This is a genomic window from Flavobacterium branchiarum, assembly GCF_030409845.1.
Taxonomy (GTDB): Bacteria; Bacteroidota; Bacteroidia; order Flavobacteriales; family Flavobacteriaceae; genus Flavobacterium; species Flavobacterium branchiarum.
On record NZ_JAUFQQ010000005.1, the window covers coordinates 2,053,843 to 2,077,458 of the forward strand.

Below are 23,616 nucleotides of genomic sequence, written 5' to 3' on the forward strand. Positions count from 1 at the left end.
AATATTAGTCATTTAATATTTATTAAAAGCCCTTTTATACTACGGTTTCAATGTTTTAAGATATAATTCACATATGAAATGAGATTCCTCAAAAGTTAAATGAAAACTGTTTATTCATGGAATTAACTATTTTACGTGGAATTTTAAAACAGATAAGTTATTCCGTACATAAAAAGTTAATGTCTTCAATTAGTTTTTGCATATCTTCCTTTTTAGTTCCGTCATAAAAACCACGAACGCGTCTTTTTTGATCCACTAAAATAAAGTTCTCCGTATGCACCATATCGTATAATTGATCAGGTCTTCCTAGTTTTACAGCCAAATATGATTTTCGAGCCATGGTGTAAATCTCTTTTTTGTCACCCGTAACAAGATTCCACTTGCTGTCTACAACGCCGTTTTTTATAGCATATGCTTTTAGAACAGGAACACTATCCGTTTCAGGAAATACAGTATGTGAAAGTAATTTTACTTTTGGGTTGTTTAAAACTGCTTTTTGAACTTCGGCAAGATTAGCTGTCATTTTAGGACAGATAGAACCACAAGTTGTAAAAAAGAAATCGGCAACGTATATTTTTCCATCATAATCTTTTTGAGTAATCGTATCTCCGTTTTGATTTACAAAAGCAAAATCAGCAATTGTATGGTATTTGCTTTTGTATTGCATCGTGCTATCAACCAGTTCTGGATTTACATCGGCTGGATTATAAATTGGTAAAGTCTTACTAGGTTTTAATGCAGAATAAAACAAGGAAATTGTAATTGCAGAAAATACGAATAGTACCAAGAAAAATTTCCTGTATTTGTAAAGTAAAGATTTCATAAAAATAATTTGGTGCAAAAGTACAAAACCTCTTTTTAAATAAGGTAACATTGTTTTTTTTAACCAAATTATAGGATATGCTTTTCTGTTGTAGGTATTTGGCTGTTTTGTTTTTTAAGAATCTTTGAGTTTTTTGAGTTTTGAAATGAAAAATCTTGTTGTGCTTAACATTATATTCAAAATAATAACAATAAGTTTGTGAATACTAAACCAAAATTAATTATGAAAAGACAAATTAATAAGCATTTGTTGTTTGCTATTCCTGCAGTGTTAGGATTTTCAATGGGTCAAGCTCAAACTATGTCTTCTAAGACATCGGGTATTGATGTTTCTTTAATGGACAAAAGCGTTAAACCAAGCCAAGATTTTTTTCGTTATGTAAACGGAACTTGGGTAGATAAAACAGAAATTCCTAGCGATAGAAATGCATGGGGAAGTTTTAATGAACTACGTCAGAAGACTGATAATGATGCTTTGGCAATTTTAAAGGAAGCTTCAAAAAGTAAAAAATATAATTCAACTACAGAGCAAGGAAAAGCAATTGCGCTTTTTAATACAATTCTAGATACTATTGGAAGAAACAAGCAGGGAATTAAACCACTAAAACCTTATTTGACTAAAATTGACGCTATCAAAAACGTAGCAGATTTACAGAATTTTTTAATAGAAATGGAACCTTTAGGTGGGGCTGGTTTTTTCGGTATTTATGTTAGCGCCGATAAAAAGAACAGTAATATTAATACGCTTAGCTTAGGTGTTGGTAGATTAGGATTGTCTGATAAAGATTATTATGTATCTGAAGATAAGGATTCTAAGGAGAAGCGCGCAAAGTATGAACTTCATATTGCAAGAATGTTGCAGTTTATAGGCGAATCTCCTCAAAAAGCAAAAGAGAGCGCTGCACAAGTTCTAGCATTAGAAACAGCTATGTCGGCACCAAGATTAGATCGTGTTGAACGTAGAGATGGAAGATTACAATACAACCCAACTGCAGTTACTGATCTTAAAAAGATGACACCAGCAATTCAGTGGGATAAATATCTTGCAGGTATTGGATTGGCAAAAGCAGATACAATTATTGTAACACAACCTCGTTACATGAAAGCATTGCAAACAATCCTTACCGAAAATAAAGTTCCAGCTTGGAAAGAATATTTAAAATGGTGTGCTTTAAATAGAGCAACTTCGCAATTAACGACAGAAATAGAAGATGCTAGTTTTGATTTCTACGGAAAAACATTAACGGGAGCAATCAAACAGCGCCCAAGTGAAGAAAGAGCGCTTCAGGTGATAAACCAAGTTATTGGAGAGTCTTTGGGTAAATTGTATGTTGAAAAAATGTTTCCTGCTGAAGCAAAAGTAAAAGCGGAAAAAATGATCCAAAATATTGTTTTGGCTTTCCAAAACCGTATTAACAATTTGACATGGATGTCTGCCGAAACTAAAGTGAAAGCAGTTGAAAAACTTAATAAAATTGCCATAAAAATTGGTTATCCTGATAAATGGAAAGATTATAGTGCTTTAGTTATTAAAGATGTACAAGAGGGTGGTAGCTATTTTGATAATAGTCTTAACCTAGCGAAATGGAGTTACAATGATAATATTTCTAAATACAAAAAGCCTGTTGATAAGACCGTATGGGGAATGTCGCCACAAACGGTAAATGCATACTATAGCCCATCTTATAATGAGATAGTTTTTCCAGCAGCTATCTTGCAACCTCCGTTCTATAATTACCAAGCAGATGAAGCTGTAAATTACGGTGGAATTGGAGCTGTAATTGGACATGAAATTTCTCATGGATTTGATGATTCTGGAGCGCGTTACAACGCAGATGGAAATCTTGTTGATTGGTGGACAGCAGACGACTTGAAACAATTTACAGCTTTAGGAACTGCATTGGCAAATCAATATAGCGCATTAGAGCCTTTGCCGGGAATTCATGTAGATGGTAAATTTACATTAGGAGAAAACATTGGTGACTTAGGTGGTATAAATGCTGCTTATGACGGATTACAATTATATTTAAAAGCAAATGGAAGCCCTGGATTAATAGATGGATATACTCCTGAACAACGTTTCTTTATATCGTGGGCTACTGTTTGGAGAACCAAAAGCCGTGATGAAGCTATAAAAAGTCAAGTTAAAACAGATCCACACGCTCCAGGAATGTACCGTGCTTATGTACCGTTACAAAATGTAGATGCTTTTTACGAAGCTTTCTCAATTAAACCAGGTGATGGAATGTATATAGAACCATCTAAACGAGTTAAAATTTGGTAAAATATAAATGCAAAAATGGCTGTCTTATTTAAGACAGCCATTTTTTTAAGTATTAAGTATTAAGTATTAAGTATTAAGTATTAAGTATTAAGTATTAAGTATTAAGTATTAAGTATTAAGTATTAAGTATTAAGTATTGTTGTGCTTAAAATCAAAAAAAAAAATGAGTGATCTAAAAATCCAAAAATCCAAAGATCTAAGCAGTCTAAAAATCAAACAAATCGCTTTGATTATAAGTTTTATTCTAAATATGTAACATTTTTTTTAAATTTAGACCAATCTAATTGCAAGCTTAAATCTAACAAAAAACAGCATTTGATTAAAAATAATAACAATAAGTTTGTGGAACTATAAAACCTTATTTAAAAATGAAAAAACACAATAGTAAGAATTTGCTATTTGTAATTCCTGCAATGTTAGGATTTGCAATGTGTCAGGCACAAAGTCAGACACCTTCAGTATCAGGTATTGACGTATCTTTAATGGATAAGAACGTTAAGCCAAGCGAAGATTTTTTCCGTTATGTAAATGGAACTTGGTTGGCTAAAACTGAAATTCCTAGTGACAGGACAACATGGGGAAGTTTCAATGAGTTGCTGAAGAAAACCGATGCAAATTCATTAGCTATTTTAAAAGAAGCATCAAAGAATCCTAAATACAAATCAAATACAGATCAAGGAAAAGCAATTAATCTTTTTAATGCAATACTAGATACTGTTGGAAGAAATAAGCAAGGGATAGCGCCATTAAAACCATATCTTAAAAAGATTGATGCTATAAAAAATGTTGCTGATTTAGAGAAGTTCTTAATTGAAATGGAACCTATCGGCGGAATTGGTTTTTTCGGGGTATATGTAAGTGCTGATGATAAAAACAGTACCAAAAATTCGGTTAGTCTTGGTTTAGGTGGATTAGGTTTGCCAGATAAAGATTATTACACAGCAGAGGATAAAGACTCTAAAGAAAAACGTGAAAAATATGTACTTCATGTAGCTAGAATGTTGCAATTTGTGGGTGAAACTCCTGCAGTTGCCAAACAAAATGCTGCAAAAATATTAGCATTAGAAATCGAAATGTCTAAACCAAGATTAGATAGAGTAGAACGTAGAGATAGCAGATTGCAATACAATCCGACTGCTATTGCTGATTTGCAAAAAATGACACCTACCATAAACTGGAAAAATTATCTTTCAGGAATCGGAATGGCAAAAGTTGATACTGTTATCGTATTACAACCAAGATACATGAAAGCTTTAGAAACTATTTTTAAAGAAAACAAAGTAGCAGATTGGAAAGAATATATGAAATGGTCATTGTTGAGCGCAACAGCATCGCAATTGTCTACAGAAATTGAAAAAGCAAACTTTGATTTTTACGGAAAAACTTTAACTGGAGCAATTAAACAACGTCCACGTGAAGAAAGAGCCCTTCAAGTAGTAAACCAAACAATTGGAGAAGCATTAGGAAAGTTATATGTAGAGAAATTATTTCCAGCTGAAGCGAAAGTAAAAGCGCAGAAAATGATTCAAAATGTAATCTTAGCGTACCAAAACAGAATAAACAATTTAACTTGGATGTCTGCTGATACTAAAGTTAAAGCAATCGAGAAATTAAATAAGATTACAGTAAAAATTGGTTATCCAGACAAATGGATAGATTATTCGGCTTTACAAGTTAAAAGTCTTCCAGAAGGAGGAACTTATTTTGATGACATGAGAAGTTATTCTAAATGGAGTTTTGAAAAAGGACTTTCAGATTTGAATAAACCAGTAGATAAAACTGAATGGGGAATGTCACCACAAACAGTAAATGCATATTACAATCCATCGTATAACGAAATTGTATTTCCAGCTGCAATACTACAACCACCATTTTATAATTATGAAGCAGATGAAGCTGTAAATTATGGTGGAATCGGTGCGGTAATTGGACATGAGATTTCTCATGGTTTTGATGATTCTGGAGCGCGTTATAACGCAGAAGGAAATCTTGTTGACTGGTGGACAGAAAATGATTTGAAAGAATTCACAAAATTAGGAGACGCACTTGCAGCTCAATATAGCGCATTAGAACCACTTCCGGGAGTTCATGTAGATGGTAAATTTACATTAGGTGAAAACATAGGAGATTTAGGTGGTGTAAATGCTGCTTACGACGGATTACAATTGTATTTAAAAGCAAACGGGAATCCAGGATTAATCGACGGATTTACTCCAGAGCAACGTTTCTTTATATCATGGGCAACAGTTTGGAGAACCAAAAGCCGTGATGAAGCTTTAAAAAATCAGGTGAAAACAGATCCACACTCTCCAGGAATGTATCGTGCTTATGTACCAGTTCAAAACATGGATACATTTTATGAAGCATTCTCTATTAAAAAAGGAGATAAAATGTATGTAGAACCAGAGAAAAGAGTAAAAATCTGGTAATATCAAATATTATAAAAATAGGCTGTTCACATAGTGAGCAGCCTATTTTTTTTTGCTCAAAAACCAAAACTGAGTCTGTCCTTCGACTTCGCTCAGGATGACACTGCTGATTATTGTTATTTGTAATCACAAACTGAGCCTATGACTGCAAACTGAGCTTGCGACTTCAAACTGCGACTGCAATTTATAACCACAAACTGAGCCTGTGACTGCAAACCGAGACTGCAAACTGAATACCACAAACTGAATACCACAAACTGAGCCTGCGACTGCAAACTGCGACTGCAATTTATAACCACAAACTGAGCCTGCGACTGTAAACCGAGACTGCAAACTGAATACCGCAAACTGAGCCTGTGACTGCAAACCGAGACTGCAAACTGAATACCGCAACTAAGCCTGCGACTGCAAACCGAGACTGAAAACTAAATACTACGGTTTCCTGGTAAAAGTATATCCCAATATGTTTTCAATTTTATCACTTGATATTACCTTTTTTGTGCTTGTGTTTTCGTGATTGAATTTAGGTAAAGGCAAATTGTTTTCTCTAGCCTTTAGAGTGTAATATTCTTCGCGAGAAGGATGAAAAGGAGCAACGGCATTATAGGTTTCATTCCATGAATTAGATTCTATTATTTTTAGGATGATAGCCATGCAGTCTTCTAGATGGATGAAGTTAATAGGTGCTTCAGGATTCTGAATATTTACTTTACCGGCAAGAAACTTTATAGGATTTCGGTCCTCACCAATTAAACCGCCGAAACGTAGAATTGTAGTCTTAAAATTGCTGTTTTCTTGCAAAAGAGCTTCGGTAATTAATAGTTGTTTGCCACTTTCTGTTTCAGGATTTGGTTTAGTTTCTTCAGTAATTAGTGAATTATTTTCACCATAAACAGAAGTAGAACTTATAAAAAGCACTTTTTCGATAGTTGATTTTTCGATAAACGGAATTAAAAAAGCGATTTTATCTACAAAACTTTCCGTGTTTTCGCCGCGCAATTTGGGTGGGATATCGATAATTAAAACAGAACTTCCATTTAAAAAAGCTTCAATCTCGGCAGATGTACTTTTGCCGAAAGGCGAATCAGAATCATTGAGACTGATGTTTATTAAAAACGGATTAATCCCAGAATCTTTTAATATCGAGATTTTCTCTGTTGAGGTTGTAGAACCGTTAATTGAAAATCCTTTTGCTATCATTGCTTTTGCTAAAGGAAATCCAAGCCATCCACAACCTAAAATGCTAATTTTTGTCATTAATTGTTTCTTGTAATAAGTTTATATTTGTTTTTTAAGTTGATTTTGCCTTGTTTATGTGTTTTTGCCAAAAAGAATAATAAATATTATAAAGTCAAAGAAAAACGAACTTTATCTTTTCCGCTCGCGCCGATACGGTTATAAAATTTTACAGCTCTTGTATTGAATGTAGGCGTTTGCCATTGTATGTTGATGCAGTTTTTCTCAATTGCAATTTGTTTTAGTTTCTCTATAATTGCTTCGCCAATTCCAAATCCGCGAGCAGTATCTTCAAGATATAAACAATCCATGTACATAAAATCGGCGGCATCCCAAGTAGAGTAATCGATGGTATAAGTGGCATAACCAATAATTGCTGTGTTTACTTCTACGATCAGACAATATAATTTTGGATTTTTAGAAAATAAAGCCTGTGTTAAACGTTCCTTTTTTTCATCCTGATTATAAGTTGCTTGCTCATATTCGGCATGTTTCTGGCATAATTTGACTAATGTCGTTAAGTCATTAGTTTCGCAATCTCGTATTATATATTCCATTGAAGGTGAATTTCAGTTTGCAAAAAAGTTATAAAATGATTGAAATAATCTGGATATTCTTTGCTTTGACGGATAGCGATGAAATGTTTTCTTTTTAAACCGTTTCTACCAATTTTTACAGCTTTTAAAGGACTAGTTTTTAAATACGGTTGCAAAGCCCATTTTGCCATCGACATTACTCCCATATCTGCTTTAATCATCTCAAGAGAGGCCTCGGTAAGGGGCAACGGAGTTACTTTTCTCGGAAATACTTTAGCAGGAGCCAAAACCATTTGATGAATTGTAACACTTTCCATCGGTAGGGAATGAATAATTAAATGTTCATTGATAAAATCTTCGGCTACAACATATTTTTTATCTGCCCATGAATGATTTTCAGAGACAACCATCACCATTTCATCCTGAAAAAGCTCAAGGTATTTTATTTTGTCATCTTGTATGTTGTCACTTACAATGCCGATATCTATTACATTATCAAGTAATTTTCTAATTGGTTGTTGCGTGGCTTCGGTTACAATTTTGAGTTCAATATTTGGATATAAAAAATGGAATTGCTTTAAGACCGAAGGTAACCAATGATAACTGGAGAAACATTCGGTACTAATACGGATTTCGCCATATTCGCCAAAAACCATTTGTTTAATTTCTTGTTCTGTATTTGATATTTTGTTCAGAATTTCATTAGAAATCCCATATAATTTTTCACCAGCTTTGGTTAAAAGCAGTTTTTTGTTAGCTCTCAAAAATATTTTGGTACCCAATTGATATTCTGCTTCTTTTAGTTGGTGGCTTAATGCCGATTGAGTGAGATGTAATTTATCAATTGCTTTGGTAATACTCCCTTCTTCGACAATTGCTTTTATTAATCGTAAATGTCTTATTTCCATTTCTTGAGCCTTGTTTACACAAAGAAACAAAAAATTATACTTGAATTTGCATGAAAAAAAGTAATGGAATAGATGAATTCTTTTCGTTTTTATTGGAGTTGCAGTTATCCTAATTTTGAATCGTTAATAATTAAAACAATACTATAAATGGAAACGCAAATTAAGCATTATGAAAATAAACTAGCATTCGAAATGGATCCTTCAGACTTATTCGATGCTTTAAATAATGGAGAAAAAGTAATCGCATTGGATGCGAGAAAATTTTTTGGATACGAAGCCGAACATATACCAAGTGCAATTAATATTCCGCATCGTGAAATGACTATTGAAAGTACAAAACATCTCGATGTAGCTGTTTTATATGTAATCTATTGTGATGGGATTGGTTGTAATGCCTCGACAAAAGGAGCTCTTAATATGACCAGATTGGGTTTTAAAGTAAAAGAATTAATTGGTGGAATTGAATGGTGGAAATTTGACGGTTATGCTACCGAAGGGATAAATGGAAAACAAACGGGATTGAAATTTGAGTGTGCTTGTTAGTGAATAATTGATTTTTAAATAGGTAGCACCTATAAAAAGTGGGCATATTAATATTCTACAACGCTTTACCTAATAAACGTTTAACATAAGAGAAAAACATATACACGTAATATACTTTGCGTCTTAGGGAGAAAATCACACTAAATATTTATTTAAAAACATAATTTCATTACAATGAAACAGCGTATAGATTACAAATTATTTTTCTGTTTAGCGACAGTAGGAATTGTATGGGGGACAACCTTCTTAGGAATTAAAGTTGCGGTAGAGACAATTCCTCCTTGGTTTGTTACATCTATTCGGCAAGGTTTTGCAGGACTAATAGTATTGGTCATTCTGTTGTTTAAAAAAGAACTAAAATGGATTGGCTGGACAAGTTTCAAACATCAGTTAATTCCAGCTTTATTAATGATTGTTATTGCAAATGGATTTACGACAATAGCCGAACAAACTTTGCCAAGTGGGTTAGCTTCTATAATGACTGCATTATCGCCTATACTTATTTTTATTGGTAGCGTTCTGATAGGTTTGCAAAAAGCAAGTATAAGAGGATTTCTTGGGGTTGTGATTGGCTTTTCGGGAGTTGTTTTTATATTTAAAGATGGACTTGGGGCATTTTTGGATTCAAATTATCAACATGGACTTATATTTATAAGTTTAGCAATTTTTGGATGGGCATTTGGAACACTTTATACCAAAAAACAGGCTCATAAATCTAATGCTATCGTACTGAATTTATTTTATCAATTTGCTATTGCAACGGTAGTTCAGTTAGTTTTGGCTTTTCTTTTTTCTCCCAATCCAGATTTGAATTCATGGAGTTTAAGAAGCTTTTTTGCAGCTTTATATTTGTCAGTTTTTGGATCGGTCATTGCTTTTCTCTCTTACCATTATGCGATAAAGCGAATAACGGCAGTTCAAATTTCGATTTTGTCTTACATCAATACTATAATTGCTGTGTTTTTGGGTTGGATATTGCTAGATGAAGTAATTACAGTTGATTTTATTATTGCAACTGCGCTAATTATTTTGGGAGTTTTTATTATCAATTATAAAAAGAAAGAAAAAGAGATTACAATAAAGAAAGGAACATTAGCTTGTAGTTAATAAAAAATCCCAAACTATTAATTTGATAGAATGGGATTTCTTGTTTATTTAAATTTTTATATACTTTATGGTACTACAATTGTGCTTGGTTTCAAACTATCGTTTGCTACATTCAAGCTGTCTTGAGCAACACTTGCGGTTGGAGTAGAATCTAAAACTACTTTCGTAGGTTTTATTTTTTCTCTAATAACAACAGCATCATTTAAAACAAAAGGAGTTGGCATCATCCAAGAAGCCCTTTTCTGAACATTAAGTGCTGTGTTACTCAATAAATCAAAAGAACTTTCTATCAAACTCATGTCAAAAACAGTTTTAGCATCGATACTAAATTGCATTATAAGCGGTTCGTTATTAATAACATAATAGCTTAAAATTTTAGCTCCTTTACGTTTCAATTGACTTCCTTTTTGTCCAAGGGGCGCTACTCCGTTTGCTTTAAAGTTATTGAAATCCATTTTTGTATCGCCAAAAATATCGTAACGATTCACATTTCTGTTAGGTGTAATTTTAATTTTTAAAAACCTCGTATTCCCTCTAATACTATCTTGAAGAAAGGCAATTGTAGGTTTAGCTAGAGTTATTTTTGGAGCATCGGCGCTGTAGCTAAATCCAGAACTGTATTTACTAAATAGCGGAAGATCATTTAAGGCAATGGCATCTTTTGGCTCCTGACCTAAATATTTTTTAGTCCATTCGTCTAAGTTAACATCATAGGTTGCCCATTTGTAAGTGTTATTGTCTGCATTATAGACGTATAACAAGCTATTCGATTTTGCTTTTCCGTTCTCATAACCAGAAGTATAACCTCCCCATGCAAAACATGTTATAGAAGCCACAAAAAAGATTAGAGCCCAAATTCCCTTTTTTAGGAATGAACCAAAAACAGGAAGTAGTAATCCAAAGGCTAGAACAGTTAGAATAGCACTTCCAAAAAGTACTTTCAGTCCCAAACCAATTGGAAACATATGAATAAATGGAGCAATAATAAGTAAAGTAGGGATACCAAACAAAAGACTAATTATTAGATTTGCCTTTTGTGTAACTACATAAATAGCAAATAAAAACAGTCCAAAGTAAACAGGGATAATCAAGAAACCAGCACCTCTTAAGCTATATGCAACAATTGCATTAATGATTATCCATAAAAATAGAGGCGCAACAAAATGATTCATCGTCAATTTTGCATCAGAGAAACTGTTGTAAAATGCAAAGCAAATAGCGATTGTCAATAATACAAAAGCGGCAATATAGACATGTCCGTTGTAGGTAAAACCGTTTAGTAAGTCATTGTACTGAGGATAAACTTGTAAAATAATCTTCCATCCTAAAAAAGTAACAAGACCACCAATTACAATAGCTCCAAGTAAAGGAACAAACCCTCGGAATATTTCGCTGAAAGTGATAATTCTCTTAGCCTTTCCGATAAAAATCAGTACTATAAAAAGACCTAATGCAATGAGAGTCATTGGTAGAACCCATGCAAAAGGATAGTTTATAAATGTAAACGGAACAGTAAAATAAACAAAGTCTTCTTTAGTTGGAGCTTCCTTTAAGTTAGTATTCGAAAAATATTTCATCAGTGGCATCAAGTAGCTTCCCTGATGCGTAAGGCTAGTTTTATTTAAATGAGCAAGATCATCTTGTTGGGTATGATAATTAAAATGATCGTCTATAAAAGCGAAATTAAAACCTTGGATGTCGCCTTGTTCTCTAAAAACAGTCAAATCGGTATCGTTAGGCAACATCTTGTAAATGCTGTACATAAGTGAGTTTGATACAGGATAGGTAGTTTTAGCATTAGCAAATTCTTTAACTAGTTCGGCGTTTCCGCTATTGGTTTCCATAAGCATATAGCTAGGGCCCGATGTACCGCGTGCTTCAAAGTTGATTACCAAACCAACATCTTTAGCCCATTGATGTTCTGTTACAAAAAGCGCAGCACCGTTTAGACCTAATTCTTCGGCATCAGTAAAAAGAATAATAATATCATTTTTATGTTTTTCCTTGCTGTATAAAAAAGCACGAACACCTTCTAGAATCGTTGCTACTCCCGATGCGTCATCACTCGCACCATGCGAAGAAGAGTGAGGCGCGCTATCATAGTGTGATAGTAATAATAACGCTTTGGTGTTATTAGACCCTTTAATACGTGCCATAATATTTTTAGATTTTACCAGATTTCCCCAGTCGCTCATCGTGAAACCTTCTTGAACAGAAGTTTCAAGTCCAAGTTCCTTTAATTCTGATTCAAGATATTGTGCAACTACTTCATGATTAGCCGAACCCACATAATGGGGTTTTTGAGCAATTTCTTTTACATGAGACAAAGCCCTGTCGGTCGAAAACTCGGCAAGCGCTTCTTCTCCCTTAGAAACCCATTGTGGTTTGAGAGTTATATAAATAAAAGCTAGTACAGCAATAATGACTAGAATAGATAAGACGGAATGGATGTTTTTTTTCATGTGGTATTTGGTGGCTAAAGTTCTTTCTTAACAAGCATAAAATAATCGTTCTCCAAAGAACGGTATCCTTGATCATATAAAAAATAGTAGGTGTTTCCGGTTTTGGTTTCCAGGATATTAGTAAAAAATTCAAAATCAAATCCTTTACTTAGCAACTTACTTCTTGTAGTATTTGCTTTTCCTTCGGGATTAAGTTCCGCTAATATGCGGTAATTCTTTCGCAACTTGTTGTTTACGTTGCGCATAAAATTGGTACTGTCTTTGTTTATTTTGTTATTATAAGCATTACGGCAGTTGTCCGAGCAGAATTTCTTATCCTCTCGACCTACAATTTTTTCAGCGCATTCCAAGCATGTTCTCATGGATTTACTTTTTTTTGATAGTAATTCAGCTCAATTTATTTTGTTATTTGGAGCGAATTAATAGTTTTTTATTTGTTGACATTGTTCCTGCTTTCGCCTTTATCTCTCCACTAGGTTGCGAGGATGCCGGCTCTATCAGGGCTAATGAGGGTTAATAGTTTTTTTGTTTGTAACATCCTGATAGTATCAAGATTTTAGTTTTTTAATTTCATATAAATCATGTCGACGATCTTTTAAAATTCGAACACTACCATGTTCGTGAATATCCTTCAATAAATTTAAATCAACATCAACAATCAAAGTCATTTCAGTATTAGGCGTTGCTTCGGCTTTTATTCCGTTGCTAGGAAATGCAAAATCCGAAGGGGTAAAAACAGCCGCCTGAGCATACTGAATATCCATATTGTTTACCTTTGGCAAGTTACCAACACAACCAGCAATTGCTACATAGCATTCGTTTTCGATAGCTCTGGCCTGAGCACAATGTTTTACTCTAACATAAGCATTTTGAGTATCAGTCAAAAAAGGAACGAATAAGATATTCATACCTTCATCAGACATGATTCTCGAAACCTCTGGGAATTCGACATCATAACAAATCAAAATTCCAATTTTGCCACAATCAGTATCAAAGGTTTTAATTTCAGAGCCTCCTTTCATTCCCCAATGTTGCACCTCGTTGGGAGTTATGTGTATTTTGCTGTACATTTCGGATGTTCCATCACGTTTACACAAGAAACCAACATTGTATAAATTGCCGTTTTCTAAATAAGGCATACTTCCGGTAATAATGTTGATATTATAAGAAATAGCAAATTCCTGAAAACGTTTACGAATGGGTTCAGAATATCTTGCTAATTCGCGTATCGCTTCGGCTTCAGACAGATGATTGTAATCGGCCATTAGCGGGGCAATGAAAAGTTCTGGAAACAAAGCAAAATCACTTCCGTAACCAGAAACCACATCTATAAAAAATTCCGATTGCTCAAAAAGAGCTTCTACATTATTCAATTGGCGCATTTGCCATTGTATTAATCCAAGTCGGATAATGCTTTTGTCTAGATTTATTAACTTCGGACTTTCATCATAATAAACATTATTCCATTCTAGCAAAACAGCAAATTCCATAGAATCTTCATCTCCTTCCAAATAATTTTTCATGATTCGGATAACGTGAAAATCATTGCTTAACTGAAACGAAAGCACAGGATCATGCAGTTCTTTATGTTTTACCTTATCAATATAATTTTTGGGAGACAGTTTCTTAGCATGTTGCGCATAATTTGGAATTCTGCCAGCAAAAACAATTGCTTTTAAATTCAGTTGTTCGCACAATTCTTTTCTAGCATCGTATAAACGTCTGCCCAAGCGTAAGCCACGATAATTTGGATGTATAAAAACATCGATGCCGTATAAAATTTCACCGTTTTTATTGTGAGTCGAAAAGGTGTAGTTGCCTACTATTTGGAGATAGTTGTGTTTTTTGTCTACTAGTTTTTCATCTACAATCAGCGATAATGCCGATCCAACAACGATTCCGTCTACTAGAATCACCAACTGACCTTCGGGGAAAACATCAAGTAATTTCTCAATATGTTCAATCCTCCAATACGAGTCGACCATTGCAGGGTAAGATTCCACCATAGAATTCTTGAGTTGCTTATAGTCTTCAAGTTCTAAATTTCGTAATTCTACTTTATTGATTTTTGCCTGCATAATGTGCGATTTTCCTCAAATATAATGAATTATATCCATTTACAAACGCTTACAAGTAGTTACAGTCGAAAGTAAGCAGTTACTAACCGAATAAGGATTGCTTCATGTCGCATCTTTGCCCTGTTGATTTCAAAGAGATTTCAACAATATATATAACCATTTAAAGAGTATAAGCCATGAGTTCATTAAGAAACAAAGTACAGTTAGTTGGAAACGTAGGAAACGATCCAGAAGTTAGAGAATTTGAAGGAGGTAAAAAATTAGTCAATTTAGTAATTGCTACAAATGATAGGTTTACCAATGACAAAGGCGAAAAGGTAGAGCAAACAGAATGGCATCGTCTTGTGGCTTGGGGTAAAACTGCCGAAATTATCGAGAGATATGTTGTTAAGGGAAAAGAAGTAGCTATCGAAGGAAAATTAACCCACCGAAGCTATGATGATAAAAATGGAGAAAAACGATTTATAACCGAGGTGGTTATAACCGAGCTTCTTTTATTAGGAAGCAGATAGTATAGATTCAAAATAAAGAAAGTTCCATGACATTCGTTTCGTGGAACTTTCTTTTTTAGGCTAATCAGTCCCGATTTAGTTTTTTATGGTAAATATTTATTTCGTTTTAGTCTTACTGATTAAAGAAAAAAAGCTACCTTTAATCAAAATACCGCGTAAATCTGTAAATGTTTATACCTACAAAACAGGTGTTATTAGCAGGAATCCCCTCCATTATAAGTTTGGTCATTTATTTAAGAATTTAATTGCTTACTAATTTTTTAATAATCACTTTAAAATTTAATAAAATGAATACAAGAAGAAAAGCCTTATTTATACTCCCAATAATGATATTGGGTTTACTTTACAGCTGCGGTCCAACTGTAAAAGTGACAACTGATTATGATCATTCAGTTAATTTTTCACAATACAAAACATTTGCGGTTTATGATCTAAAAGCACTAGAAGGGCAAATGAGTCAGTTAAATGCAGATCGAGTTACAAATGCAATTCGTGTAGAAATGATTAACAAAGGGTTTAAAGAAGTGACTAGTAATCCTGATTTGAAAGTTAATGCAGTTACAATTTTAAAAGATAAACAACAGGTTACATCAAATACCGACTACTATGGATATGGTGGCTTGTATCGTCCTTATGGATTTTGGGGAGGTGGTATGGCATCTGGTTCAACAACATATAATACATATGATTACGTAGATGGATCTTTGATCATAGATATTGTATCTTCAAAAACACAAAAATTAGTTTGGCAAGGAATAGGTAATACCGCACTTGATAAAAGACCTGATAACCCAGTTGAGTTTATAAACTCTTCTGTTAAGAAAATCTTAGCTGGATTCCCTCCAGGATTAGTTGTTAAATAATTGGTTAAAGAAAAAGCGTTGTAAACCCAAGGCTGTCCGGAAAGTAATTTTTGGATAGCCTTTTTCTTTTGTAATCTTTTACTCCTTAATGAAAAAATTATAGAAATATTAACGGTTTAATTCCAAAGAATCTGTTTTATATTTAATTGATTTGTAACAAAAATAAATTATCACTACTAATTTATTAAAATCATTAAATAAGCATTATGTATAAATTTTCAATGAAATCAGTATTCGCTGCATCTGCCTTTATGGTAGGAGTGAGTGGCTGTTTTGCGCAAGACGTATTAGTAAATTCACTTAAATTAAACGCTAGCGAAAAAAGCAAAGAGAACTTTAAATTTACCGAAGTAATTAACTTAGGAACAACATCAGTAAAAGCTCAAGGTTCATCTGGAACATGTTGGAGTTATTCTACAAACTCGTTTCTTGAGTCAGAAATGATTCGTTTAGGAAAGCAGCCAGTAGAATTGTCTCAAATTTTTTCTGCAAGAAATGTATATGTAGATAAAGGAGTGAATTACGTTCGTATGCACGGAGCAATTACTTTAGGTGATGGTGGTGCTTTGCATGATGTAATTAATATGTACAAAAAATACGGAACTGTACCTAGAGAAGTTTATACAGGATTAAACTACGGTACAGATAAAAATAAATTTGGAGAAATGGGAGCGCTTATCGAAGCAGTTTTAACAGCTGTGGTTAAGAATCCAAACGGAGAATTAACACCAAACTGGCAAAAAGCCTATGCTGCAGTTATTGATTCTTACTTAGGAAAAGTACCAGAAAACTTTGCTTACAAAGGGAAAAATTATACACCACAATCTTTTGCAAAAGAGGTAGTAGGAATTAATCCTGATGAATATATAGAAATGTCTTCGTTTACAACTTCTCCATATTACCAAAAAACAACCATGATGGTTCCTGACAACTGGTCATTAGATCAAGTTTATAATGTAAAAGTAAATGATATGACAGATGTTATTGACAATGCTTTGAAAAAAGGATATACAGTTGCTTGGGCTACAGATGTAAGTGAAAAAAGCTTCAGTTGGAAAAACGGAGTTGCTTATGTACCAAATAAAAAATTCGATGATATGTCTGCAGATGAAAAAGCAAACATGTTTAACGGACCAAAAGAGGAGCCAGAAATAACTGCTGAAATGCGTCAGACTGCTTTTGATAATTATACAACAACAGATGATCACGGAATGCACATTATTGGTTTAGCAAAAGATCAATCTGGTAAAGAATATTATATCGTGAAAAACTCATGGGGAGAAACAAACGACTACAAAGGCTTCTTGTTTGTGACTAAAAATTTCGTGAAGTATAAAACTACTGCACTGTTGGTAAACAAAGGTGGAATCCCATCTGAAATCGCTAAAAAATTAGGGGTTTAAGTTTATTGCCACTTTAGATATATTGAAAAAGCGCTACAATTAATTTGTAGCGCTTTTTTTTTGGTTTTATCCATTTGAGTTATAAAGTTTGAATATGCCTTTACAGCTCTTGTTTTGTATGTTAAACAATCGCAAGCTTGTTTCTCTGAGGAACGAAGACTCTTTGTTAGTAGCTCGACAATCTATAAATGCTTTGTATTGGTTTTTTTTACGCGTTAAACAATCCTAGTCTTGTCACTATGAGGAACGAAGAGTCTCCGTTGGTGGCTCGACAATCTATAAATGCTTTGTGTTAGTTTCTTGTGGAGGCTCTTCGTTCCTCATAGTGACAATATTGGGGTAATATTGGGGTGCAAAAAAAAAGACCATCATTTCTGATAGTCTTTTGCTTCTTTTCTTGGTTATTTCTTTTTTAATAGTTTTTCCAAGTATTCATTTTTTTCTTTTTCGGCCAAAACCAAACGTTCGTAAAGCTCTATTACTTTATCAAGCGGGTTGAAATTACAGTTATATGCGTTTCCATTAATAACGCTGTTGTCATTTAATGTGTTTCCGATAATATTTAAAACTGCTTCTTCTGAAAAGTTTTTAATAGCTTCTGCAGATACACCTAATGCTTCTGCAATTGCTTGTAGTTTTTCATCATCTACCATTTCGCTTCCTTCAATATTAGAAACAGATTGTTGCGTTGTGCCAATTGCTATTGCAAGTGCTTCTTGTTTCATTCCTTTAAGCTCTCTGATTCGGCTTATGTTTCTTCCAATATGTTTTGGTTTTGTTGCTGTGCTCATAGTTCAAAGATATTTAAAATTTTTGAGAAATTACATGCGTTGTAAAATACAAGCTTTTTAGAAATGCTTTGTGTTAGTTTCTTGTGGAGACTCTTCGTTCCTCAGAGTGACAAGGATTGTGGGTGAAAAAAAAAGACCATCATTTCTGATAGTCTTTTTTGCTCCCTCTCTTGGGCTCGAACCAAGGACCCTCTGATTAACAGTCAGATGCTCTAACCAACTGAGCTAAGAAGGAATCACCTTAAAGGTAAATATGTTTGCTAAAAAAAAGTTGCTCCCCCTCTTGGGCTCGAACCAAGGACCCTCTGATTAACAGTCAGATGCTCTAACCAACTGAGCTAAGGAGGAAGATGTTGTTCTTTTTAGCGAGTGCAAATATAGAAGGTTTTTTGCTTTATAAAAAACTTTTTAGCACTTTTTTTTATTTATTTTTACTTCCCAACAATTGCTTTATAAATATCGTTACCGTTAGCAAACAAAAGCAATGTTATAAGTAAAACAAACCCAACCATTTGTGCATTTTCAAGGAATTTATCGCTTGGTTTTTTGCCACTAATGATTTCGTATAATAAAAACATCACATGGCCACCATCTAGTGCCGGAATAGGTAATAAATTCATAACTCCAAGCATAATTGATAAAAGTGCAGTGATAGACCAGAACACTTCCCAACTCCAAGTACTAGGAAAAATGTTGTAAATAGCAGCAAAACCTCCTACTTGTTTGTATGCTTTTGTTTCTGGATTAAAAATCATTTTTAATTGTTTACCATAACCTACTAATTGATCTTTCCCTTTTTCAATTCCAACAGGAATCGATTCAAGGAAACTAAATTCTTTAGTACTTACTTTATAGTAACCTAATTTCTCTAATGAGTCCATTCCTAATCCACCAGTATTTACACCGAGTTTACCATCTTTAGATACAATAAGGTTAACTGGAATTTCTTTTTGATTTCTTAAAACAGTTGCAGGAACAGTTTTTCCTTTGTTGTTTTCTAGGATGGCTCTTACTTCATCATAATATTTTACCGGTTGTCCATTGATAGAAATAATTAAATCTTTTGGTTGCAAAGCAGTATTTTCAGACTCAGCTATAACAGCTCCAATTACAAATGGCATTCTTATAGAAACAAGCGGACTTTTTTCATGTTTCGATAATTGGTCAACAAGATCATTAGGCATATTGATAGTTTGTTCAGCTCCATTTCTTTCAATAAGTACTTGTTTTGACATAACTAAGTTCATGTTTAGCTCATTGTCAAAGTTCTCTACTTTTTTACCATCGATAGCAATGATTTTGTCGCCTGTTTTAAAACCAGCTTTAACCATAACTGGGTTTTCAATCAAAAGACCGTCTTTTATATCGGCATTAGCAACATAGGTTTCGCCATAAACAAAAGCCATTCCTATATATATAATGAATGCAAGGATAAAGTTTACAGTAACTCCACCAAGCATAATGATTAAACGTTGCCAAGCTGGTTTAGAGCGGAACTCCCAAGGTTGTGGCGGTAAAGCCATTTGTTCCTTGTCCATACTTTCGTCGATCATTCCAGAGATTTTTACATAACCACCTAGAGGTAACCATCCGATTCCGTATTCGGTATCTCCGATTTTCTTTTTTAGAAGAGAAAATTTCACATCAAAAAACAAATAGAATTTTTCGACTCTTGTTTTAAATAGTTTTGCAGGGATAAAATGCCCTAATTCGTGAAGAATAATAAGTAATGATAAACTCAATAAAAATTGAGAAAGCTTGATAACTATATCCATTGTTTAGTTTTTGTTCTTAAATAACGCACAAAAGTAACGTTTTCTATTTTAATTCGTAGCGCAAGATAATCTATTAAGTTTTTAAATATTTGTTAATAATTTGGTCTTATTTGTTTTAGGCTTAATTAATAGTGTTTCTGCGAAGAAAAAGGTTAATAGCCATTGATTTCTCGTAGTGTTCTTTGCTTTTGTTCAATCTTAAAGCGAGATATGGCTTATCATGATATTTTTTAAATTTATCACAATCGGTTTATTGTAAAATTTTATAGAATTTAGTTTTAATATAAAAATCGGAATATTATTTTAAAAATTTCAATGTCTATTATCTTTATTTAATACTAGTTATGAATTTTATTAAACATATAGAGCGTATCAAAAAAATGCATCGATTAATTACTACTGAAAAAACAGGAACTCCAAGTGCTTTTGCGAGAAAATTAGGCTTGAGCAGAAGTCAGCTGTATAATGAATTAGATTTGATTAAAGATTTTGATGCTCCTATTAAATACTGCAAAAAGAGGGAGAGTTATTATTATGAAACCTTTTTTGATATAGAATTAAATTACTCACTTAAGATAATTATAGTGGAGGAGACAAAGAAAATTTTTGGTGGATCACATTTCGATCCAATTTTATTGGACGCAACTATGATAATTTTGTAATAACAAAAAAGTTCTCGAGACAAAGATTTTGTTAGAATTTATTAATATTTTAAAAATTTAGAGATTATGAATTTAGAAAATTTAAATTTAGTAGAGTTAAATGCTCAAGAAGTACAAGAAGTTGAAGGAGGTAATATTTTTCGAGCTGTACAATACTTACTTGAGTTTGCATCAATTTATGATGCAGTTAGTGATTTTAAAGAAGGATGGAATTCTGTTCCATCCACACAACGAGGAGCTCAAGGAAGCTGGTAATTTAAAGTCAGAAACTAACAGAATGAAATGATTTATAAATCGGAAGTTTTATCAAAAAAAAATATTGCATACCTATTTATATATTTAATTTTAGCCTTAGTATTTATATTAGGAATAGAATTAGTGAGGTATTTGCTAGATATTAAAGATCCTGATAGTAATAAGCTAAAAGATGCTTTTCTGTCTAATTTTACTTTTGCTTTTTTTAGTGCTGTAATTTTAAGTCCAATAATAGAAGAAGTCGGTTTTAGGCTTTCATTAAAAAGAAATAAACATTATTGGTTAAGTATTGTTTTTTGTTTGGTGTTTCTCTTATCAACTAATTTTATGGTAACAAAAATTATTTGTTTACTATACATTGGGATTACAATTTTGCATCAATTTAATAATAAAACGAATCTAATTAAAGATATTGCTATTGTCTTGTCTGTACTCACATTTTTGTGCGTGCATTTTGATAATTACAACGAGAACGAATTAAGAGCTTTAGGTAGTTTAGATCTTTTAATGCTTTTTCTTCCTCAATTTGTTATAGGTTTGATAATAACTAAAATAAGGTTACAAACATGTTTTTTGAATTCGATTATCTTTCATTCATTCTATAATTTTTTTATTTTGTCATTAGCATTATTATTTAATTATTAAAATCATTATTATGAAAAAAATTGAAATAAATTTAGAAGAATTAAGTAATTTAGAATTAGAAGAAATTACTGGGGGAGGCTTTTTTTATGACATGGGGGTTGCTGCGCACGAAGCGTGGAATTCTGTAAACGATTTCTTTAATTCACATCCTAATTTGAAATCACACAGTCGTCAAGGAATTTAATTTTTAGAGTTAAGCTGATTGTTACAAGTAACAATCAGCTTTCTTAAAAAGGAAAGAATGAAAAACAAAAGTGTTTATTCTACACTAATTAAGTTTATTAGTTATTTAATTATTGCCATTTTAAATAGCTATTTATTTGTAGTTTAAATTTTCCTATATATATCAATAAAAAGCACCCAAGTATCTTGTTTCTCTTAGGGTAATACATCTAAATAATCTTGGCTAGTCTATGTTACTAACTTGTTTAAAAAATCCTTCTAGCTATAATACATACAATCCAGTTCCCTTAATTGACATATAATTTTTTTTGCAATTACTATTGTATTACAATTCCTGAAAATAGTATCGATATTCCCGAATCCCGATAACAATTATTATTATGAAACCTTTTTTGATATAGAATTAAATTACTCGCTTAAGATAATTATTGAGGGAGAGACAAAAGAAATTTTTGATGGATCATATTTTAATCCAATTTTATTGGACGCAACTATGATAGTTTTGTAATAACAAAAAAGTTCTCGAGACAAATATTTTGTAAAGACTTATTAATCAATGTTTTAAAATTAAAGTTATGAATTTAGAAAATTTGAATTTAGTAGAGCTGAATGCTCAAGAAGTACAGGAATTTGAAGGAGGGAATTTTGCATATGCCTTAACTATAATAGGAATGTGTGGCGCAGGTGCTGCATGGGTTTTCGATAAAGGAGAAGCTTATGGTAAATATTTAGCGGGAAAATAATCATTAATTTTATTATTATGAAAACAATCGAATTAAAAGAGTTGAGTCAAAAGGAATTAATTGAAATTGAGGGAGGTTTTGGACCAATGTATTATGCCATTGTTGGTATATGGTCTTTAGGTGTTAGCTATGGCTATCTAACTAATATATAATGCCAAATGGAAACTAAAAAAAAATATTGCATCCTATTATATGCATTAGTAATTTTCATATTGTTTAGTATTTATATCTTTGAAAAAGGGGTGTTTTTTGGTAAAGCTTTGGCACGTTAGAATAAAAAAGAGTGTGTCTCTAAATGATGAAACACACTTTTTTTAACATAGAATTAAAATAAAAAATATGAGATTTAGCAGGTATTTTAAAAGTTTGGATAAAAGATTTTGGAGGATGAGCTTAAGTTTAAAACTCAAGAAATAGAAGGTTTTCTTTACCGTTATTGCTCCTTGCGGCTTGTCTAGTGCTTAGCGGTTGTGGTTGTGCAGCTGCAAAAGATAGAAGACCACGCTAAGAAGTCTAAATTTTACCCCGAGAAATTGGGGTAAAATTTAATTCAATAAAAATTATTAATCATTTTGAAAAACAGATATAGTATTATTAGTAAAAGTGTGTTGTTACTTTTTGTTAGAATTATGGACTTATATACAACAGATTTAGCTGTCACCAATTTTAAGGAGCAAGAGCAAAATTTAATAGTTAAAATTTTCGATTTAAATCAGGATATGTTTTTTATGATAGAAATAGTATTGGCAATTATTCTTATCCTTGTTTATTTGTTTTCAATTGCAAACGAGGACAAATTCATAATTAAATCCCGAAATCTTAACGATTACATCAAGTGTTTTTTATTTAACAAAATAAATTTGCGGTTTAATGATTATTTCCATCCGTTACTTTTGAGGAATTGTATTGTTTTATATGGTTCAATTATTCCTGTTTTTGTTATTTCTACTAGTTTGCTGTTTTGTCTTAATAATTTTTGGGTGTATTTAAATATAAATAATAATATCGCTTTTGAATATTATGTTTTATTGGATGATTTTTATTTTTTTGATGTGATTATATTTATTGTTCCTCCAACGTTGTTATTGTTTCTCCTGTTTAAAAAGTTAAAGATGAAATATTTAAGTTATAATGACTTGTAGTCTCTTAAAATAGAATCTGTCAGATTTTGAAAAACAACTTAAATTGGTAGTACTGTATTTATCTTATACAACAATGATGCTTATTTAATATGTCAATGTTATTGTCAAAAGAATATTATGTTGCTTGTAATGTGTTGTTTATTGTGAAATTTCGTTATTTGATAAACACGAAGCCTATGTGTTTTTTTATAATATTAAAATATGAATATGCAGAAGTAGTTGAATGTTTATTACAAC

At 32.5% G+C, this 23,616-nt stretch carries 22 protein-coding genes and 2 tRNA genes; 13 read left to right on the forward strand and 11 right to left on the reverse strand.

Annotated elements, in window-relative coordinates; genetic code table 11:
* Positions 1-157: 157 nt before the first annotated feature.
* Positions 158-823, reverse strand: coding sequence for an SCO family protein (locus QWY99_RS20895; RefSeq protein WP_290267724.1), 666 nt, complete (start codon positions 821-823; stop codon positions 158-160).
* Positions 824-1,045: 222 nt separating this feature from the next.
* Between QWY99_RS20895 and QWY99_RS20900 the strand changes: the two genes are divergently transcribed.
* On the forward strand, positions 1,046-3,106 hold the full coding sequence (locus QWY99_RS20900) for a M13 family metallopeptidase (protein ID WP_290267725.1): 2,061 nt from the start codon (positions 1,046-1,048) through the stop codon (positions 3,104-3,106).
* A 368-nt stretch (positions 3,107-3,474) separates the two neighbouring features.
* Positions 3,475-5,535: a M13 family metallopeptidase gene (locus tag QWY99_RS20905; protein WP_290267726.1), complete on the forward strand. Its 2,061-nt coding sequence runs from the start codon at positions 3,475-3,477 to the stop codon at positions 5,533-5,535.
* A gap of 432 nt (positions 5,536-5,967) precedes the next feature.
* Here the strand turns inward: QWY99_RS20905 and QWY99_RS20910 are convergent, their stop codons facing one another.
* From QWY99_RS20910 to QWY99_RS20920, 3 genes are all read right to left on the reverse strand, one after another.
* On the reverse strand, positions 5,968-6,792 hold the full coding sequence (locus QWY99_RS20910) for a Rossmann-fold NAD(P)-binding domain-containing protein (RefSeq protein ID WP_290267727.1): 825 nt from the start codon (positions 6,790-6,792) through the stop codon (positions 5,968-5,970).
* An 86-nt stretch (positions 6,793-6,878) separates the two neighbouring features.
* Positions 6,879-7,328, reverse strand: a complete 450-nt coding sequence (locus tag QWY99_RS20915; protein ID WP_290267729.1) for a GNAT family N-acetyltransferase — start codon at positions 7,326-7,328, stop codon at positions 6,879-6,881.
* The gene (locus QWY99_RS20920; RefSeq protein WP_290267731.1) at positions 7,316-8,215 is read right to left on the reverse strand and encodes a LysR family transcriptional regulator; all 900 of its coding nucleotides are present in this window, start codon (positions 8,213-8,215) and stop codon (positions 7,316-7,318) included. The genes QWY99_RS20915 and QWY99_RS20920 overlap by 13 nt, the downstream gene beginning before the upstream one ends.
* Before the next feature lie 147 nt (positions 8,216-8,362).
* On the opposite strand from QWY99_RS20920, the gene QWY99_RS20925 reads away from it, so the two are divergent.
* Together QWY99_RS20925 and QWY99_RS20930 are read left to right on the forward strand one after the other, a co-directional pair.
* On the forward strand, positions 8,363-8,758 hold the full coding sequence (locus tag QWY99_RS20925) for a rhodanese-like domain-containing protein (protein ID WP_290267733.1): 396 nt from the start codon (positions 8,363-8,365) through the stop codon (positions 8,756-8,758).
* 174 nt (positions 8,759-8,932) lie between these two features.
* Positions 8,933-9,865, forward strand: a complete 933-nt coding sequence (locus tag QWY99_RS20930; RefSeq protein WP_290267735.1) for a DMT family transporter — start codon at positions 8,933-8,935, stop codon at positions 9,863-9,865.
* 65 nt (positions 9,866-9,930) lie between these two features.
* Here QWY99_RS20930 and QWY99_RS20935 read toward each other — a convergent pair whose 3' ends face one another.
* The 3 genes from QWY99_RS20935 to QWY99_RS20945 all read right to left on the reverse strand — a co-directional run bounded on the left by QWY99_RS20935 (position 9,931) and on the right by QWY99_RS20945 (position 14,405).
* Positions 9,931-12,327 (reverse strand): M20/M25/M40 family metallo-hydrolase, encoded by a 2,397-nt coding sequence (locus QWY99_RS20935; RefSeq protein WP_290267738.1) that lies wholly within the window; start codon positions 12,325-12,327, stop codon positions 9,931-9,933.
* A gap of 14 nt (positions 12,328-12,341) precedes the next feature.
* Positions 12,342-12,689, reverse strand: coding sequence for a hypothetical protein (locus QWY99_RS20940; RefSeq protein ID WP_290267740.1), 348 nt, complete (start codon positions 12,687-12,689; stop codon positions 12,342-12,344).
* A 186-nt stretch (positions 12,690-12,875) separates the two neighbouring features.
* On the reverse strand, positions 12,876-14,405 hold the full coding sequence (locus QWY99_RS20945; RefSeq protein WP_290267742.1) for a bifunctional GNAT family N-acetyltransferase/carbon-nitrogen hydrolase family protein: 1,530 nt from the start codon (positions 14,403-14,405) through the stop codon (positions 12,876-12,878).
* 176 nt (positions 14,406-14,581) lie between these two features.
* Between QWY99_RS20945 and QWY99_RS20950 the strand changes: the two genes are divergently transcribed.
* From QWY99_RS20950 to QWY99_RS20960, 3 genes are all read left to right on the forward strand, one after another.
* Positions 14,582-14,917: a single-stranded DNA-binding protein gene (locus QWY99_RS20950; protein ID WP_290267744.1), complete on the forward strand. Its 336-nt coding sequence runs from the start codon at positions 14,582-14,584 to the stop codon at positions 14,915-14,917.
* Between the two features lie 287 nt (positions 14,918-15,204).
* Entirely contained in the window at positions 15,205-15,780 is a 576-nt protein-coding gene (locus QWY99_RS20955) for a DUF4136 domain-containing protein (protein ID WP_290267746.1), read from the forward strand.
* A gap of 206 nt (positions 15,781-15,986) precedes the next feature.
* On the forward strand, positions 15,987-17,183 hold the full coding sequence (locus QWY99_RS20960; RefSeq protein WP_290267748.1) for a C1 family peptidase: 1,197 nt from the start codon (positions 15,987-15,989) through the stop codon (positions 17,181-17,183).
* 401 nt (positions 17,184-17,584) lie between these two features.
* Here the strand turns inward: QWY99_RS20960 and QWY99_RS20965 are convergent, their stop codons facing one another.
* From QWY99_RS20965 to rseP, 4 genes are all read right to left on the reverse strand, one after another.
* A complete protein-coding gene (locus tag QWY99_RS20965) occupies positions 17,585-17,974 on the reverse strand; it encodes a helix-turn-helix domain-containing protein (protein ID WP_290267750.1) in 390 nt (129 codons plus the stop codon).
* 161 nt (positions 17,975-18,135) lie between these two features.
* Positions 18,136-18,209, reverse strand: a tRNA-Asn gene (locus QWY99_RS20970).
* A gap of 39 nt (positions 18,210-18,248) precedes the next feature.
* Positions 18,249-18,322, reverse strand: a tRNA-Asn gene (locus tag QWY99_RS20975).
* Positions 18,323-18,405: 83 nt separating this feature from the next.
* The gene (rseP, locus tag QWY99_RS20980; protein ID WP_290267752.1) at positions 18,406-19,749 is read right to left on the reverse strand and encodes an RIP metalloprotease RseP; all 1,344 of its coding nucleotides are present in this window, start codon (positions 19,747-19,749) and stop codon (positions 18,406-18,408) included.
* A gap of 380 nt (positions 19,750-20,129) precedes the next feature.
* Between rseP and QWY99_RS20985 the strand changes: the two genes are divergently transcribed.
* From QWY99_RS20985 to QWY99_RS21010, 6 genes are all read left to right on the forward strand, one after another.
* Positions 20,130-20,411 (forward strand): hypothetical protein, encoded by a 282-nt coding sequence (locus QWY99_RS20985; protein WP_290267754.1) that lies wholly within the window; start codon positions 20,130-20,132, stop codon positions 20,409-20,411.
* A 66-nt stretch (positions 20,412-20,477) separates the two neighbouring features.
* Positions 20,478-20,666 carry a hypothetical protein gene (locus QWY99_RS20990; RefSeq protein WP_290267757.1) on the forward strand — a complete coding sequence of 63 codons (189 nt, stop codon included), beginning with the start codon at positions 20,478-20,480 and terminating at the stop codon, positions 20,664-20,666.
* A 27-nt stretch (positions 20,667-20,693) separates the two neighbouring features.
* Complete coding sequence (locus tag QWY99_RS20995; protein WP_290267758.1) at positions 20,694-21,311, forward strand: CPBP family glutamic-type intramembrane protease; 618 nt, start codon at positions 20,694-20,696, stop codon at positions 21,309-21,311.
* A gap of 10 nt (positions 21,312-21,321) precedes the next feature.
* Entirely contained in the window at positions 21,322-21,495 is a 174-nt protein-coding gene (locus QWY99_RS21000; protein ID WP_290267760.1) for a hypothetical protein, read from the forward strand.
* A gap of 574 nt (positions 21,496-22,069) precedes the next feature.
* Positions 22,070-22,237, forward strand: coding sequence for a hypothetical protein (locus tag QWY99_RS21005; RefSeq protein WP_290267762.1), 168 nt, complete (start codon positions 22,070-22,072; stop codon positions 22,235-22,237).
* Between the two features lie 17 nt (positions 22,238-22,254).
* Entirely contained in the window at positions 22,255-22,389 is a 135-nt protein-coding gene (locus QWY99_RS21010) for a class IIb bacteriocin, lactobin A/cerein 7B family (RefSeq protein WP_290267764.1), read from the forward strand.
* The last annotated feature ends 1,227 nt before the right edge of the window (positions 22,390-23,616 follow it).